At 68.5% G+C, this 15,062-nt stretch carries 15 protein-coding genes; 8 read left to right on the top strand and 7 right to left on the bottom strand.

The window, feature by feature from the left end; all coding sequences use genetic code 11:
- The first annotated feature begins 2 nt into the window (after positions 1–2).
- The 8 genes from AC1DF3_RS12275 (at position 3) to AC1DF3_RS12240 (ending at position 6,973) form a co-directional block, all read left to right on the top strand.
- Entirely contained in the window at positions 3–1,766 is a 1,764-nt protein-coding gene (locus tag AC1DF3_RS12275) for an ATP-binding response regulator (protein ID WP_286533613.1), read from the top strand.
- An 18-nt stretch (positions 1,767–1,784) separates the two neighbouring features.
- On the top strand, positions 1,785–2,387 hold the full coding sequence (locus AC1DF3_RS12270; RefSeq protein ID WP_478139767.1) for a cytochrome b: 603 nt from the start codon (positions 1,785–1,787) through the stop codon (positions 2,385–2,387).
- The gene (locus AC1DF3_RS12265; RefSeq protein WP_478139766.1) at positions 2,384–2,968 is read left to right on the top strand and encodes a YceI family protein; all 585 of its coding nucleotides are present in this window, start codon (positions 2,384–2,386) and stop codon (positions 2,966–2,968) included. The genes AC1DF3_RS12270 and AC1DF3_RS12265 overlap by 4 nt, the downstream gene beginning before the upstream one ends.
- 37 nt (positions 2,969–3,005) lie before the next feature.
- On the top strand, positions 3,006–3,623 hold the full coding sequence (locus AC1DF3_RS12260) for a YceI family protein (protein ID WP_478139765.1): 618 nt from the start codon (positions 3,006–3,008) through the stop codon (positions 3,621–3,623).
- A 242-nt stretch (positions 3,624–3,865) separates the two neighbouring features.
- The gene (locus AC1DF3_RS12255; RefSeq protein ID WP_286372042.1) at positions 3,866–4,162 is read left to right on the top strand and encodes a hypothetical protein; all 297 of its coding nucleotides are present in this window, start codon (positions 3,866–3,868) and stop codon (positions 4,160–4,162) included.
- A gap of 149 nt (positions 4,163–4,311) precedes the next feature.
- A complete protein-coding gene (locus tag AC1DF3_RS12250; protein WP_478139764.1) occupies positions 4,312–5,616 on the top strand; it encodes an MFS transporter in 1,305 nt (434 codons plus the stop codon).
- Positions 5,617–5,645: 29 nt separating this feature from the next.
- Entirely contained in the window at positions 5,646–6,347 is a 702-nt protein-coding gene (locus AC1DF3_RS12245) for a Crp/Fnr family transcriptional regulator (RefSeq protein WP_286533603.1), read from the top strand.
- A 128-nt stretch (positions 6,348–6,475) separates the two neighbouring features.
- Positions 6,476–6,973 carry a VOC family protein gene (locus AC1DF3_RS12240; protein WP_478139805.1) on the top strand — a complete coding sequence of 166 codons (498 nt, stop codon included), beginning with the start codon at positions 6,476–6,478 and terminating at the stop codon, positions 6,971–6,973.
- 51 nt (positions 6,974–7,024) lie between these two features.
- On the opposite strand, the gene AC1DF3_RS12235 is transcribed toward AC1DF3_RS12240, so the two are convergent.
- The 7 genes from AC1DF3_RS12235 to argS form a co-directional block, all read right to left on the bottom strand.
- Complete coding sequence (locus AC1DF3_RS12235; RefSeq protein WP_478139804.1) at positions 7,025–8,569, bottom strand: phospholipase D family protein; 1,545 nt, start codon at positions 8,567–8,569, stop codon at positions 7,025–7,027.
- Positions 8,570–8,634: 65 nt separating this feature from the next.
- Complete coding sequence (locus AC1DF3_RS12230; RefSeq protein WP_478139763.1) at positions 8,635–10,230, bottom strand: RNA polymerase factor sigma-54; 1,596 nt, start codon at positions 10,228–10,230, stop codon at positions 8,635–8,637.
- A 13-nt stretch (positions 10,231–10,243) separates the two neighbouring features.
- Positions 10,244–11,020 carry an LPS export ABC transporter ATP-binding protein gene (gene lptB / locus AC1DF3_RS12225; RefSeq protein WP_286533598.1) on the bottom strand — a complete coding sequence of 259 codons (777 nt, stop codon included), beginning with the start codon at positions 11,018–11,020 and terminating at the stop codon, positions 10,244–10,246.
- Between the two features lie 14 nt (positions 11,021–11,034).
- Positions 11,035–11,721, bottom strand: coding sequence for a lipopolysaccharide transport periplasmic protein LptA (gene lptA, locus AC1DF3_RS12220; RefSeq protein WP_286533596.1), 687 nt, complete (start codon positions 11,719–11,721; stop codon positions 11,035–11,037).
- A 124-nt stretch (positions 11,722–11,845) separates the two neighbouring features.
- Positions 11,846–12,493 carry a thiol:disulfide interchange protein DsbA/DsbL gene (locus AC1DF3_RS12215; protein ID WP_286533595.1) on the bottom strand — a complete coding sequence of 216 codons (648 nt, stop codon included), beginning with the start codon at positions 12,491–12,493 and terminating at the stop codon, positions 11,846–11,848.
- Between the two features lie 169 nt (positions 12,494–12,662).
- Positions 12,663–13,364: an SPOR domain-containing protein gene (locus AC1DF3_RS12210; RefSeq protein ID WP_286533593.1), complete on the bottom strand. Its 702-nt coding sequence runs from the start codon at positions 13,362–13,364 to the stop codon at positions 12,663–12,665.
- Between the two features lie 14 nt (positions 13,365–13,378).
- On the bottom strand, positions 13,379–15,052 hold the full coding sequence (argS, locus tag AC1DF3_RS12205; RefSeq protein ID WP_478139762.1) for an arginine--tRNA ligase: 1,674 nt from the start codon (positions 15,050–15,052) through the stop codon (positions 13,379–13,381).
- Between the last annotated feature and the right edge of the window lie 10 nt (positions 15,053–15,062).

Raw genomic sequence — 15,062 nt, 5'->3', positions numbered from 1 at the left:
CGATGAGCTTCTCGCCCACCCCCGCACACCCCGAGGCCGCCGGCGCGGACCGATTCGCCATCCGCTGCGAGGTGCTGCGGCTCAGCGCCCAACCGAGCGGGCCGGTGCTGTGGGTGCAGTTCCTGCTCGACTGCGGCGTGGCGGCCCTGTTCGCCTGGCAATACTCGGTGCCGCACGCGGCCGCCTGGCTCGCGCTGATCGCGGCCACCACCGCCTGGCGCGGCTTCTTCCCGCAACGGCTCCCGGTGCCGCTGACCGCCGACAACCTGCAGCCGGCGCTGCGCCAGCACACGCTGCGCATCGCGCTGCACGAGGGCGCCCACGGGCTGGCCGGGATCCTGCTCTTCAACCCGCAGGATCCGACCTCGCAGCTGATGATCGGCCTGGTGGTGATGGCGATGACGCTGTCCTCGGCCTTCTCGGTCTCCTACCACACGCCAGCGATGCAGCTCGCGATCGCGCTGCTGCTGGCACCGGTCATCGGCATGGGGCTGGCGCTGGGTGCGCCGGTCATGAAGGTGCTGTCGCTGCTCGGCATCGGCCTGCTGGCGATGGTCTGGAAACTGGTGTCGGAACGCTCCCGCCAGCTCGAGGAGAACATCGGCCTGCGCCACAACGAAAGCGCGCTGCGCCAGCAGGCGCTGGCCGGGCTGCGGGAAGCGCAGCAGGCCGAGGCCGAGCGGCTGCGCTTCTTCTCGGCCGCCAACCACGACCTGCGCCAGCCGGTGATGGCGATGGGCCTGCAAGCCGAGGTGCTGCGCCAGCAGCTGCATGCGGGCGAGGACATGGCCCGCGTGATGAACACCGTCGCCGCCCTGTCGCGGGCCCAGCAGGCGCTCGAAGGGCTCACCAACCAGCTGCTCGAAATCGGCCGCATCGAGGCCGCCGCCGACCCGATAGCGCCGGTGGCGGTCGCGCTGGCGCCGCTCTTGAACGAGTTCGCGCGGCAGGCCGGCAGCGGCCGCGTGCGGGTGCGCTGCCCGGCCACGGCCGTGGTCTGGACCGACCTGGTCGCTCTGCGCCGGATCCTCGGCAACCTGGTCGACAACGCGCTCAAGTTCACGCCCCGGGGGCGGGTCCTGCTGGCCTGCCGCCAGCGCGGCGAGAGCTGGCGGATCGAGGTCCGGGATGCCGGCATCGGCATCGCGCCGGAGGCCCAGGATCGCGTCTTCGGCGACTTCGAACAGGTGGGCAACGTCGAGCGCAACCTGCAGCGCGGCCATGGCCTGGGCCTGGCGATCGTCCGGCGGCTGGCGCTGAGGCTGGGCGTCGAGATGTCGTTGCGCTCGGCGCCGGGGCGCGGCTCGGTGTTCGCCTTCGCGCTGCCCGCGGCCCCGCCGGGGGTGCCGCTGGCGCCGACACCGGTGGCGGACGCCGAGGCCGCGCAGGCGCCGCAGCCGCCGCGTCCCGGCCTGGTCGTGCTGGTGGTCGAGGACAACGCCGTGGTGGCGGACGGCATCGCGGCGCTGCTGCGCCTGTGGGGCGCCCGGCCGCAGCTCTGCGGCAGCGCGGCCGAAGCGCTCGCGCTGCCCGACCTCGCGCCTTTCGACATCGCGCTGTGCGACATCCGGCTGCCCGGCCAGCTTGACGGCATCGCGCTGGCGACCGAGCTCCAGCGCCGCCGCCCATCGCTGCCGATCGCGCTGGTCTCGGCCGACATCGACGACGCGACCCGGCAGCTGGCGCACGAGCGCGGCTGGCAGGCGCTGCGAAAGCCCGTGCAGCCCGCCACGCTGCAAGCATTGCTGCGGCGCTTGCAGCGCTGAAGCGCCTATGCTGCCGCCATGTCCCCCGCGCTGCAGTCATCCCCGGCCGAGTCCCGCGACGCCCCCCGCTACGGGCCGGTGGCGATCGCCCTCCACTGGCTGCTGGCGCTGATGATCCTGACCTCTTTCTGCGTCGGCCTGTCGATGACCGGCCTGCCCTTCTCGCCGCTGCGCCTCAAGCTCTACAACTGGCACAAGTGGGCCGGCATCACGATCCTGGCGCTGTCGGCGGTTCGGCTGCTGTGGCGCCTGTCGCACCCGCCGCCGCCGCTGCCCGCGCCCATCCGCTCGGCCATGCCCGGCTGGCAGCTGGCCGCCCACCGCGGGCTGCACGCCCTGCTCTACCTGCTGTTCTTCGCCGTGCCCCTGCTGGGCTGGGCCTACAGCTCGGCGCTCGGTGTCCCGATCGTCTGGCTCGGCGTGCTGCCTCTGCCGGACTTCGTGCCGGTCGACAAGGATTTCGCCGAAGCGGTGCTGAAGCCGCTGCACGCCCTCGGCGCCTTCAGCCTGGCCGCGGTGGCCGGGGTCCATGCGGCCGCCGCCCTGAAGCACCATTTCATCGACCGCGATGGCCTGCTCGATCGCATGTCGCCCTTCCCACACCGGAATCGCCTGCCATGACCTTTTCATTCCCGGGCCGCCACCTGCTGTGCGCGGCCGCGCTGCTCGCCGCCGCTGCGGCCGGCGCCGAACCGGTCACGCCGGCAAAGCTGCTGCCGGCCCAGAGCCAGATCGTCTTCGTGAGCCGGCAGATGGGCGTGCCGGTGGAAGGCTCGTTCAAGAAATTCGACGCCCAGGTGGCCTTCGATCCGCGCAAGCCCGAAGGCGGCAGCGTGGCACTGGAGATCGAGGTCGCCAGCGCCAGCCTGGGCATTCCGCAGAGCGACGCCGAACTGCCCAAGGCGGCCTGGTTCGACAGCCAGCACTTCCCCAAGGCCGAGTTCCGCTCCAGCACGATCAAGGCGCTCGGCGGCGGCCGTTTCGAGATCGCCGGCAAGCTGACGATCAAGGGCAGCACCCGGGACGCGCTGGTGCCGGTCGAGATCACGCAGTCGGCCGGCCAGTCGACCGCGAGCGGAAGCCTTACGATCCAGCGCCTCGCCTACAAGATCGGCGACGGCGAATGGACCGACACGTCGGTGGTGGCCGACGACGTCCAGGTCCGCTTCAAGCTGGTGCTGGCCGGACTCGGTCCGCTGTGAACCCGCCACCTTCGCCACGTCCATCCGAAAGCTCGTCATGAAGAAAATGCTCACTCTCGCCGCCCTGACGACCGCGGCGGCACTGGCCGGCGCCCAGCAGGCACCCGAAGCCGCCGCCAAGCCGGCAGGCGGCCCGGTCAAGGGCGCCACCTACGTGGTCGACCCGACCCACACCTTCGTCAACTACGAGATGGGCCACTACGGCACCACCACCAACCGCGGCCGCTTCAGCACCAAGGACGGCAGCATCAAGATCGACCCGTCGGGCAGCACCGGCAAGGTCGACATCACGATGGACATCAGCTCCATCAACACCGGCGTCGACCTGCTCAACCGGCACCTGATGAGCAAGGACTTCTTCAACGTCGCCGAGTTTCCGATCGCCCGCTTCGTCGCCGGCCAGATCGACTTCAGCGGCGACAAGGTCACGCAGGTCAACGGCACGCTGACCCTGATGGGCCAGACCCGCCCGGTGCTGCTCAAGGCCAACCGCTTCAACTGCTACCTGAGCCCGCTGATCAATCGCCAGATCTGCGGCGGCGACTTCGAGACCACGGTCGAGCGCAGCCAGTGGGGCATCAGCTGGGGCCTGGCCTTCGGCTTCGAGGACAAGGTCCGGCTGCTGGTGCAGGTCGAGGCGGTCAATATTCAGTGAGTCGGCGGGCAGCGCGATCGACGTTTGCATTCGCGTTGCATTCACCCATGGTTTTCCTCTAGTCGCAGGCGCCGGATCGCTTGATTTGAATCAAGGCGACCCGTTCACGCCGGGAAGTGGCAAACGTACGCTACACCGTAGTCGATCCTCAGCGGATCGGCTGCAGGGAGGCAGAGGCGCGATCCGGTCACGGATCCACCGCCCCGCCGATATCGTCACACAGCCATAACAAGGGATTGATCATGAGCGTTGTATTCACCCGCATCGGAACTCCGCTGCCCGGCAAGCAGGCCGAGGCTTTCGAATTCGTCAAGGGCCGCGCCGCCGCAGTCAACAAGGCCTACGGCACCAATGCCGAGGTCCATGTCCGCATCGGCGGCCCGATCGGCCAGATGGTCATGGTGTCGTACCACAAGAGCATCCAGGAACTCGAGGACATCAAGCGCCGCGTCATCGAGGACTCCTCCAGCGGCAAGATCCCGGTGGCACCCGAAGGCATCTTCTCGAGCGTCGAAGACGCCATCTGGCTGACCAAGTAGGCGAGCCCGCCAGCGCGGTCCCGATTCGCCGGCCCGGCTTCTTCCGAAGCGCCGGCGAATCTTCGTTTCGAGCCCACGCGGCCGATCCGGGTCAAGAACAAATCCAGCAGGCCGCCGAGGCCACTGCCACCATTCAGGCGGGGAGACACATGAAATCACAGAGTTCCATGCGGTGGTACGGCATCACCACGCTGTTCGTCGTCGTTGCCATCTCCTACATCGACCGCATCAACATCGCCATCCTGTTCAACAACGCCGACTTCCTGGAGCACATCGGGCTGACGCTCGACGACAAGGGCAGACAGGGCTTCCTGGCCACCGCCTTCATGCTGGGCTACGGCATCTCGGCATTCATCTTCACGCCTTTCTGCGCCGCGCTCTTCGGGGTGCGCAACAGCCTGCTCGGCGGACTCCTGATCTGGGGCGGGGTGACGGCGATATCGCCCTCGTTCGACAGCTATGGCAGCCTGCTGGCGTCGCGGGTCCTGCTCGGCGTCTCCGAAGGCCCGCTCTTCTCGCTCGCCTCCGCCTACATCAAGGCGCATTTCGAAGACCGCGAGAACGGCAAGCCGAATGCCTTCGTGAACATGGGCACCGGCCTCGGCCTGGCCGTCGGCTTCCCGCTGATCAGCCTGATGCTGGTGCACTTCCAGTGGCAGACCTCGTTCTACCTGCTGGGCCTGATGAACGTCGCACTGGGCATTCCGCTCGTCTTCGCCTTCATCCACATGCCCAAGACCATCGGCAACCAGGCCCGGCCGGAATCCGTCGGCGCCGCCCTCGGCCAGATCCAGGGCATCATCAAGGGCGCCCTCCAGACGCGCCACCTGATGTTGATCACGGTGCTCACCTCGGCGGCGCTCGCCTACCTGTGGGGCGCCAGCAACTGGCTGCCTGCCTACCTGGAGCAGGCACGCGGCTTCAGCCGCGCGGAAATGGGCTGGCTCGCCTCCCTGCCGCAGTACGCCACGGTGCTGGCGGTCCTGCTCGGAGGCATCCTGCTCGACCGCATCGACCGCCCGCAGGTGCCGCTGGTCTTCATGGCCGCCAGCGTCGGCGTCGCGCTGTCGGTGCTGCTGGCCATCAACGTCGAAGACGGCTATTCGGCCACCTACTGCCTGATCGCCGCCAGCTTCTGCTGGGGCCTGCTGAGCCCGGCCATTCCGAGCACGGTGCAGTACTTCTCCAGGCCGGAACACGTTGCCAGCGCCTTCGGCGTCGTCAATGGCACGGGCAGCCTGGTGGCCGGCTTCATGCCGGCGCTGATGAGCATCGTGATCGGCTCGGTTTCCGCCAACACCGACGGATCGGGCGGCGCGGCCGCCGGATTCTTCGCCGGCTTCGCTCTGCTCATCGGTACGCAGGCGATCGTCTTCGCCTGTGGCGGCATCCTCTGGTGGCGCGAACGCAAGAGAAGCCTTCCGCCCGGTGTCGTGCTGGGCGCATCCGGCTGATGATCGCCAGGTCCCTGGAACCCGCTCGAGTGACAGCCCCCACACAACGCTACCTTGAAATTCTCCGCAACCTGCCTCTGTTCCTGGAGGTCAGGCAGGCGGACCTCGATGCGCTCGTGCCATCGGTTCGAACCGTGCACGCCGAACGCCGGAAGGTGCTCTTCAAGCGAGGCGACCCCTGCGAGGGCTTCCACATGCTGGTGTCGGGCAAGGTCAAGCTGTCCCTGGTGTCTTCGCAGGGCGTCGACAAGCCTTTGGACATCGTCACTGCCGGCGGCAGCTTCGGAGACATCACGATGCTGCTGGAGCGCCCGTACTACCTCACTGCGCAGGCGCTCGAAGACAGCCTGCTGCTCTACCTTCCGCGCGATGCGATCGTGCGGTTGATCGAGAGCGACAGCCGCTTCGCGATGCGCATGCTCGCCAGCCTGTCGATGCGGATGCGCAACGTGGTCGACGACATCGAGTGCTTCTCGCTGCAGCCCCCTGCCGCGCGGCTGGTGACCTACCTGCTGCGCCTGCTGCCACCGGGCAGCATGACGCCCGCCAAGATCGAGCTGTCGATGCACAAGAACGTGGTCGCGGCGCAGCTCAACCTCACGCCGGAGACCCTGTCGCGCCACTTCCGCGAACTGGCCGACCGCGGGCTGCTCAGCCTGGAGGGGCGCACGATCGTGGTCAACGACATCGACCGGCTTGGCGAGTACGTGGCGGATCGAACCAAGCTTTGAGCCGCGGGTCCGGTGGGATCGCCTCGAGGCAGATCCCGCATGTGTTCTTTTATTCCACAGGAGATCATCAAGTGAATTTCTTCAGCGTCTTCTTGCTTGCTGCGTCACTGACGGGTGCAAGCGTTGCCATTGCATCGAGCAATGCGCAGACCCGACACGCGAGTACGACGGGCTCGCCGTGGCTGTCTTCCCGGCTGATCACGCCCCACCTGACAGTCAAGAACGTCGCCGCCAGCAAGCAGTTCTACACTCAGACCTTCGGCTTCAAGCTGCGCTACGAAAACCTCAAGGATGGCCTTCCCGTGCACGTCGAGATGGACTATCACGGCGAACTGGCGCTCATGTTCGTGCCGGAGAACGTCGGTGGCCGCCCGACATTGGCGCCGATCTCTTTCGCCGACCCCAGGCAGCACACATCCTACTTCTACCTCTACGTAGACGACGTGGATGCGGTGGCTGCACGTGCGAGAGCTGCTGGCGGAACGGTGCTCGAGCCGCCCCGTGACGCCCCCTGGGGGGATCGGTTCGCCCTCATCGCGGACATCAACGGCTACCACTGGGGCTTGGCGCAGACCCGAGAACCAGGCTTCCCCACGTTCGACCCGCGCAAACAATCGTCGAAGTGAGTCAAGTCCGCATCGCCTCCACCTGGGCTCGACGGCCGGCCGGACGTCCTTCTACAGCAGGCTCTCCGGCGCCAGCGGCGCGAGCAGCTCCAGCATCAGGCGGTCCCACAGGTCCGAGTCGGGCTCGACCGTCAGCACCTGGTCGGCCCCGTCTTCCGACGTGACCCATTCGAGCTTTTCGCCGCCCTTGGCGAAGCGCACCCGGTAGGCGCCCTGCTGCTTGAGCACGTCGAGCAGCTTCAGGACCTGCTGCGCCAGCTCGGGGCTGGCGATGAAAAGCCCGATCTCGGTGTTGTGGGTGTCCGAGCGCGGATCGAAGTTCATCGAGCCCAGGAACAGCGAGCGCCGATCGAAGATCGCCGCCTTCGCGTGCAGGCGGCCGACCTGCGAGCCGAACAGCCCGAGCCGCACGCTGCGCTTGGTGCGCGCCGAACTCAATTCGTAGATCTCGACGCCGAGCCGCAGCATGTCGGGCCGGTAGCGCCGGTAGCCGGTGTGGACCACCGGCTCGTCGGTGGCGGCGAGCGAATTGGTGACGACGCTGATGCGCACCCCGCGCCCGCGGATCTCGCGCATGACCTCGAGACCGGCCTTGCCCGGGATCAGGTAGGGCGACACCAGCGTGACTTCGGAGCGCGAGCGCCGCATCTGCTCGATCACGTTGTAGCGCACGCTGTCGACATCGAGCAGCGGCACGCCGCCGTACGACGCGGTCTTGCCGACGACCCGGTCGGGGGCGTCGGCATAGGCCTCGGCCAAGGTCCAGATCAGGTCGAGCCGGGCGCCGTCCTTCAGCTCCGGCCCGAGCGGCGCGTAGCCCAGCACGTCGTTGGGTGCCGGTGGGCGCGGCGCCGGCGTCGTGGCGGGGCCCGTGGCCTGATCGAAGCGCTGCTGCAGTTCCGCCGGCGGCAGCGGGGAGCCGATCACGGTCCCGATCGGCCGCACGTAGGGGCTATTCCAGAACAGGTCGAACAGGCTGCCGAGGCGCTTCACGAGGGCGCCGGCAACGAAGGTGTCGATATCCAGGAAGTTCGCGCCGGCGGTCTGCGTGAAGTACTGGTTCCCGATGTTGCGGCCGCCCGCCACCGCCATCGCGCCGTCGGCGATGAAGAGCTTGTTGTGCATCCGCCGGTTCACCCGATCGAAGTCGAACAGCGAGCTGGAGAAGCGCTGCAGCATGCTGCCGCGGCCGGCCGGAAACGGGTTGAACAGCCGCAGCTCGAGGTTCGGCGTCGCGGCCAGCGCGAGCAGCAGTTCGTCCTCTCCGGAGGTGTAGAGGTCGTCCATCAGCAGCCGCACGCGCACGCCGCGCAGCGCCGCGTCACGCAGGGCGCGCAGGAAGTAGCGGCCGGTCTCGTCGTTCTCGATCTGGTAGTACTGGACGTCGAGCGTGCGCTCGGCGCGGCGCGCGAGCTGCAAGCGGGTGTCGAGGGCGAAATCGCCGCCGGGCATGAGCCGAAAACCGCTCAGGTCCGGGTCGGGCGAGGAGGCCTTGGCGATCCGGCCCAGCGTGGTCTCCGCGGAGGCCGCGATCGCGCTCGAGGGCTGGCGCTCGAACTCGGCCGGCAGCATCGCGCAGCCGCTGGCCAGCAGCATCGTCGCCACCAGCGCCAGGCCGAGCCGCCACCAGCGCGCCAGCAGGCCCGGGCGGTGAAGCATCCCTAGAGGGCCTTGCGCAGATTGGCCGGCGCGATGCGCAGGGCCTCGCGGTACTTCGCCACCGTGCGGCGCGCGCATTCGATCCCCTGCTCCTTGAGCATCTCGGAGATCTGGCTGTCCGACAGCGGCTTCTTCAGGTCTTCGGCGCTCACGAACTGCTTGATCAGCGCCCGTACCGCGGTGCTGGAGGCGTTGCCCCCGGTCTCGGTGCCGAGCGCCGAGCCGAAGAAGTACTTGAGCTCGACCGTGCCGTAGGGCGTCGCCATGTACTTGGCGGTGGTCACGCGGCTGATGGTGGATTCGTGCAGGCCGAGCTCGTCGGCGATCTCGCGCAGCACCAGCGGCCGCATCGCCAGCTCGCCGTGCACGAAGAAGCTCTTCTGCCGCTCGACGATCGCGTTCGACACCCGCAGGATGGTGTCGAAGCGCTGCTGGATGTTCTTGATGAACCAGCGCGCCTCCTGCAGCCGCTGCGACAGCGCCTGGCTGCCTTCGCCCTTGTGCTGCTTGAGCGCGCCGGCGTAGATGTCGTGCACCCGCAGCCGCGGCATGACCTCGGGGTTGAGCATGACGCGGAACCTGGTGTGGGTGCCGTTGCCGATGCGCGTCACGATCACGTCGGGTATCACCACGTTGCGCTCGACGTCGACGAAGCGGCGGCCCGGCTTGGGCTCGAGCCGCGCGATCAGCTGCAGCGCCGCGCGGACCTCTTCCTCGTTGCTGCGCGTGAGCGTCGCCAGCCGCTTGAAGTCGCGCCGCGCGAGCAGTTCCATCGGCTGCTTGCAGATCGCGATCGCGGTCTTGCGCACCTGCGCCTCGTCGGCGTCATCGTCGGGCTGCGCCAGGGCGCGCAGCTGGATCGTCAGGCACTCGCCCAGGTTGCGCGCGCCGACACCGGCCGGCTCCAGGCTCTGCAGCAGGCCGAGCGCGACCTGGAAGTGATGCACCAGGTCGTCGAACTGGTCGTTGTCGTCGCCGGCCAGGCCCGAGGCCAGCGCCGGCAGCGAATCCTCGAGGTAGCCGTCGTCGTTGAGCGATTCGATCAGGAAGCGCAGCGCCGCACGGTCGGTCTCGCTGAGCCGCAGGCCCAGCGCCTGGCGGTGCAGGAAGGACTGCAGCGACTCCTGGCTGCGCGCCAATTCGGTGGCATCGGTGCGCTCGTCGTCGCCCAGGTTGTTGGTGCGCGCGGGCGCATCGCTGCCCCACTCGCTGTCGTCGGGCGCCATGTCGACCGTGCCGTCACCCTCCCAGTCGGGCTCGCCGTCGACCGCGTCCAGGGTGGCGGGCTCGGCAACCTCGGCGGACACCGCGACCTCGGCGGCGGGCGCCGAGGGGCCGGGCGTGAAGTCGCCGTCGCCATCGCCGTTGAATTCGGCCTGGCGATCTTCGTCGCGCACCGGCGTATCGGCGCTCTCGAGGCCGAATTCCTCGCGCGCGGCTTCCTCGGCCGTGCGTTCGAGGAACGGGTTGTCGTCGAGCATCTGCTCGACCTCCTGGCTCAACTCGAGCGTGGAGAGCTGCAGCAGCCGGATCGACTGCTGCAGCTGCGGCGTGAGCGCCAGGTGCTGAGAGACGCGAAGCGAAAGCCCCTGCTTCATCGAGATTGGGCTCCTACATCCGGAAGTGCTCGCCCAGGTACACGCGTCGTACCTCGGCGTTGTCGACGATCTCCGAAGGCGTGCCTTGTGCCAGCACATGCCCGTCGCTGATGATGAACGCGTGATCGCAGATGCCCAGCGTTTCACGCACGTTGTGGTCGGTGATGAGCACGCCGATGCCGCGCTCCTTCAGGAAACTGATGATCCGCTGGATCTCGATCACCGCGATCGGGTCGATGCCGGCGAAGGGTTCGTCCAGCAGGATGAAGCGCGGCTGGGTCGCCAGGGCGCGGGCGATCTCGACCCGGCGGCGCTCGCCGCCGGACAGCGACAGCGCCGACGAATCGCGCAGGTGGTCGACCCGGAGGTCGGCCAGCAGCTCGCCCAGGCGCTCCTCGATGCGGGCCTTGTCGAGCGGCACCATCCGGCCGCGTTCGTCGGGCTCGGCCTGCAGCTCGAGCACCGCGCGGACGTTTTCCTCGACCGTCAGCTTGCGGAAGATCGAGGCCTCCTGGGGCAGGTAGCTCAGGCCCATGCGGGCGCGGCGATGGATCGGCATGTGGGCGATCGGCTCGCCATCGATCGAAATCTCGCCGGCATCGGCCCGCACCAGCCCGACGATCATGTAGAACGAGGTGGTCTTGCCGGCGCCGTTGGGGCCCAGCAGTCCGACCACTTCGCCCTTCTGCACCGCCAGCGACACGTCCTTGACGACCGTGCGGCTGCCATAGCTCTTCTGCAGGCTGCGCGCTTCCAGCCGGCTGCCCGGCTGGCTGTCGCTGACACTCATCCCGGCTGTTTCGATCACTGCTTGGAGTCTCCGCCCAGCGTGGTGGTGGAACGCAGGCTGTTGCCCGGCGCCGGCGTGGTGGCCGGCGCCGCCGGCTTGGCGCCGGGGGTTGCGGGTGCCGCGGCCGCCTTGGGCGTGAGGATCGCCTTGACCCGGCCGCTCGCCTGGGTCGAGACGCCGGCATTCGGCGGCAGCGACGAACCATTCACCGTGAAGGTGTCGTTGCTCTGGTCGTAGACGATCAGCGGTCCGCTGCTCTCGTCGTTGGGGGTGGCGCCGATCAGGCGGCGCATGACCGCGCGGCGGATGAACTTCACGTTGTCGGCGCGGCTGTCGTATTCGATCACCTCGCCCTCGCCCTCGATCCACTCGTCGGTGCCGCTGTTGCGCTTCTGCTTGAAGTAGGCCAGCTTGCCCGGTTCGGCCGTGACGACGCCGTACTGGTAGCCCTCGGGATCCTGGCGGACGTCGATCCGGGTGCCGCGGATCTGGATCGTGCCCTTGTTGACGACCACGTTGCCGGTGAACACGCTGGTCTGCTTGAGGTCGTCGTAGCGCATGTTGTCGGCCTCGATGTTCATCGGCTTGCTCCGGTCGGCCTGCTCGGCCGGGGCCAGCGATGCGAAACCGGCCAGCGCCAGGGCGAGCATCAGCACGCGCACAGGACGACGGCGGGGGGAAGAGCGTAAGGGAAATGTCATAGAGGCACGAAACTTGCTCTGCGATTGTAAGCGTCCGCGGGACGCCGCCTCGCGCGGCCTTGACGAAAAAGCCCGCGGATGCGGGCTTCGTGAACGGAAATGTGGCGGCGGCGCCGCCCTTCGCTCAGCCCTTGCGGGCTTCCGTGACCAGGAAATCGACCGTCTGCAAGGCGCGGTCGAGCGAGCCGGCGGTGTCGCCGTCGACATACCAGCGGCCGGCCACGCCCAGGGCGGGCACGCCGGCGACCTGGTAGTCGGTCGTCAGCTGGGCGGCGCGCTTGGCCTTGCCGACCACCGAGAAGGACTTGAAAAGCTCGGCGAACTTCTTCGCATCGAGGCCCGGCTGCTTGTCGACCCAGGCCTGGATCGCGGCGTCGCCGGTCAGGTTCAGGCGCTGCTGGTGGATCGCCTGGAAGACCTTGGGCACGAATTCGTCGGCCTTGCCCATGGCCTCCAGCGCATAGTAGAAGCGCGCCTTGGCGTCGGTGTCGTTGCCGACGAAGGGCACCGGCACCCGCCGGAACGCGACATGCGGCGGCAGCTGCTTGATCCAGGGCTCGACCTTCGGCTCGAAGGCCGCGCAGTGCGGGCAGTTGAACGAGAAGAACTCGATCACTTCGACCTTGCCGGCCGGCGCATCGACCGGTGCCGGCTTGCCGAGCACGATGTAGTCGGTGCCGGCCTTGAAGGCACGGCCCTGCGCATGCGAAGGGCTGGCCAGCGGAAGAAGGGCCAGCGAGGCAGCGGCCAAAGAAAAGTCACGACGTTGCATTTGGAAATTCTCCTGTCGGCAGAAAGAGCCCGCGAACCGGGGTGGAGTTCCCCGGGCGCACGAAGTAAAGATCGGTGAAGAGGCCGGCGCGGGGCCGCCCCAAGGCGGCCTGCGGCCCCCTTCGGGGGGCAGCGACCCACACGAAGTGGGGGAGCGTGGGGGCCATTTTCTAGCGCTGGACGCGGACGAGGGCGGATTCGAGGCCTCCGCTGTCCAGGCGCTCCTTGAGCTGGTCGGCGTCGTCCTTCTTGTTGAACGGACCCGCGCGCACCCGGTAGACCGTGCGGCCCGCCTGCTCGCGCTCGGTCACGCGCGCCTCGACGCCCATCAGCGAGAGCTTGGCGCGCTGGGCGTCGGCATCTTCCTGGGTTCGGAAAGCACCCGCCTGGACGAAGTACATGAAGGGATCGGTCCCGGTGCCGGCCGCCGCCGCGCCGCTGCCCGAGCCGCTGCGCGCCTTGGCGAGATCGCCGATCGGGTCGTTCGAGGGCGGCAGCGCATTGGCTTCCGCCGGCGCCGGCGCGGTCCGCGGCGGCCGCGGCGTGGCGGTGCTGCCGGGGGCCACCACCACCGGCACCGGGGCCGTGGGCGGCGCCGCGGCCGTTGCAGGAGCGGTGGCCGGAACCGGGGCCGCGGTCGCCGGACCACGGCCCGGCGCGCCGGCCTTGCCCGCCAGGGGCGCATTGGGGTCCCAGTCGCGGTTCTTGCGCGCCTCGGCTTCGTCCTGTTCGGCGCCACCGCGCTGGGTCTTGGTCATGAACGGGATCGGCACCTTGGTCACGTAGACCGCGATGCCGAGCGCGATGCCCAGGCCGAGCACCAGGCCGATGATCAACCCGATGACGATGTTGCCGCTTTGTCTTTGTTTCATGGTGGAGAGAGGAATCACATCTTCTGCGGCGCACTGACGCCCAGAACAGCGAGGCCATTGTGCAGCACCCGCGCGGTCGCGGCGACCAGCGCCAGCCGGGCCCGCTTGACCGGCTCGTCGTCGACCAGGATGCGCTCGGCGTCGTAGTAGCTGTGGTAGCTGGCGGCCAGCTCGCGCAGGTAGAACGTGACATCGTGGGGCGCGAAATCCTTGGCCGCGGCGGTCAGCATCGCGGGGTACTTGGCCAGTTGCAGCAGCAGCGCCTGCGACGCCGGGCTTTCGAGCGGCGACAGGTCGGCGCCTTCGAGGCTCGCCGGGTCACCGCCCCAGGCCGCCAGCACCGAGCAGATGCGCGCGTGGGCGTACTGGACGTAGTACACCGGGTTGTCGTTGTTCTGCGCCAGCGCCAGGTCGATGTCGAAGGTGTATTCGGTGTCGGGCTTGCGGCTCAGCAGGAAGAAGCGCACCGCATCGGTGCTGGTCCATTCGATCAGGTCGCGCAAAGTGACGTAGCTGCCGGCGCGCTTGCTGATCTTGACCTCTTCGCCGCCGCGCACCACGCGCACCATGGTGTGCAGCACGTAGTCGGGATAGCCCGCGGGGATGCCGACCCCGGCCGCCTGCAGGCCGGCACGCACCCGCGCGATCGTGCCATGGTGGTCGGTGCCCTGGATATTGACCACCTTGTGGAAGCCGCGCTCCCACTTGGCGATGTGGTAGGCGACGTCGGGCACGAAATAGGTGTAGCTGCCATCGCCCTTGCGCATGACCCGGTCCTTGTCGTCGCCGTAGTCGGTCGACTTGAGCCACAGCGCGCCGTCCTGCTCGTAGGTCTTGCCGGCATCGACCAGCTTCTGCACCGTGGCGGCGACCCGGCCGCTGGTGTAGAGGCTGGACTCCAGGTAGTAGTTGTCGAACCGGACCTGGAAGGCCTTCAGGTCGAGGTCCTGCTCGTGGCGCAGGTAGGCCACCGCGAACTGGCGGATCGAGTCGATGTCCTCGACGTCGCCGCTGGCGGTGTATTCGCGGTCGTCCGAGCGCACGGTCTTCCTGGCCTTGAAGTCGGCCGCGATGTCGGCGATGTACTCGCCGTTGTAGGCCTGCTCGGGCCACTCGGGGTCGCCCGGCTTGACGCCCTTGGCGCGCAGCTGGGTGCTGGTGGCCAGGGTCTGGATCTGCACGCCGGCGTCGTTGTAGTAGAACTCGCGCCAGACCTTGTCGCCCTGCGTGGCGAGCAGGTTGCAGATGGCGTCGCCCAGCGCCGCCTGGCGGCCGTGGCCGACGTGCAGCGGGCCGGTCGGGTTGGCCGAGACGAACTCGACCAGCACCCGCTCGTCGCGCGCGGGCTGGCTGCCGAAGGCGGCGCCGGCCTGGAGGATCTCGCGCACCACCTGCTGGCGGGCCGCGGTCTTGAGGCGGATGTTGAGGAAGCCGGGGCCGGCGATCTCGACCGCCTCGACCCATTGGGCGAAGGCGGGCGTGGCCTGCAGCGCGGCCGCCAGCTGTTCGGCCAGCTCGCGCGGCTTGCGCTGCAGCGGCTTGGCCAACTGCATGGCGGCGGTGCTGGCGAAATCGCCATGGGCCGCCACCTTGGGCGACTCGAACGCGGCTTTGCTGCCGGCGCCGGGCGAGAGGGATTCGAGCGTGTTCGCGAGCGCCGCGAGCAGCTCCTGTTTGACCAATAGCATCGCGGGATTT

The organism is Variovorax sp. 10N432 (assembly GCF_056394465.1).
This window is presented reverse-complemented; position numbering and strand designations above follow the sequence as displayed.

Excerpts from the sequence above, each read along its gene's own strand:
- AC1DF3_RS12265 (WP_478139766.1), top strand. The coding sequence starts at position 2,384 with ATGACCTTTTCATTCCCGGGCCGCCACCTGCTGTGCGCGGCCGCGCTG.
- lptA (WP_286533596.1), bottom strand. The coding sequence starts at position 11,721 with ATGACATTTCCCTTACGCTCTTCCCCCCGCCGTCGTCCTGTGCGCGTG.
- argS (WP_478139762.1), bottom strand. The coding sequence starts at position 15,052 with ATGCTATTGGTCAAACAGGAGCTGCTCGCGGCGCTCGCGAACACGCTC.
- lptB (WP_286533598.1), bottom strand. The coding sequence starts at position 11,020 with ATGAGTGTCAGCGACAGCCAGCCGGGCAGCCGGCTGGAAGCGCGCAGC.
- AC1DF3_RS12215 (WP_286533595.1), bottom strand. The coding sequence starts at position 12,493 with ATGCAACGTCGTGACTTTTCTTTGGCCGCTGCCTCGCTGGCCCTTCTT.
- AC1DF3_RS12270 (WP_478139767.1), top strand. The coding sequence starts at position 1,785 with ATGTCCCCCGCGCTGCAGTCATCCCCGGCCGAGTCCCGCGACGCCCCC.
- AC1DF3_RS12210 (WP_286533593.1), bottom strand. The coding sequence starts at position 13,364 with ATGAAACAAAGACAAAGCGGCAACATCGTCATCGGGTTGATCATCGGC.
- AC1DF3_RS12275 (WP_286533613.1), top strand. The coding sequence starts at position 3 with ATGAGCTTCTCGCCCACCCCCGCACACCCCGAGGCCGCCGGCGCGGAC.
- AC1DF3_RS12235 (WP_478139804.1), bottom strand. The coding sequence starts at position 8,569 with ATGCTGCTGGCCAGCGGCTGCGCGATGCTGCCGGCCGAGTTCGAGCGC.
- AC1DF3_RS12260 (WP_478139765.1), top strand. The coding sequence starts at position 3,006 with ATGAAGAAAATGCTCACTCTCGCCGCCCTGACGACCGCGGCGGCACTG.
- AC1DF3_RS12255 (WP_286372042.1), top strand. The coding sequence starts at position 3,866 with ATGAGCGTTGTATTCACCCGCATCGGAACTCCGCTGCCCGGCAAGCAG.
- AC1DF3_RS12250 (WP_478139764.1), top strand. The coding sequence starts at position 4,312 with ATGAAATCACAGAGTTCCATGCGGTGGTACGGCATCACCACGCTGTTC.
- AC1DF3_RS12230 (WP_478139763.1), bottom strand. The coding sequence starts at position 10,230 with ATGAAGCAGGGGCTTTCGCTTCGCGTCTCTCAGCACCTGGCGCTCACG.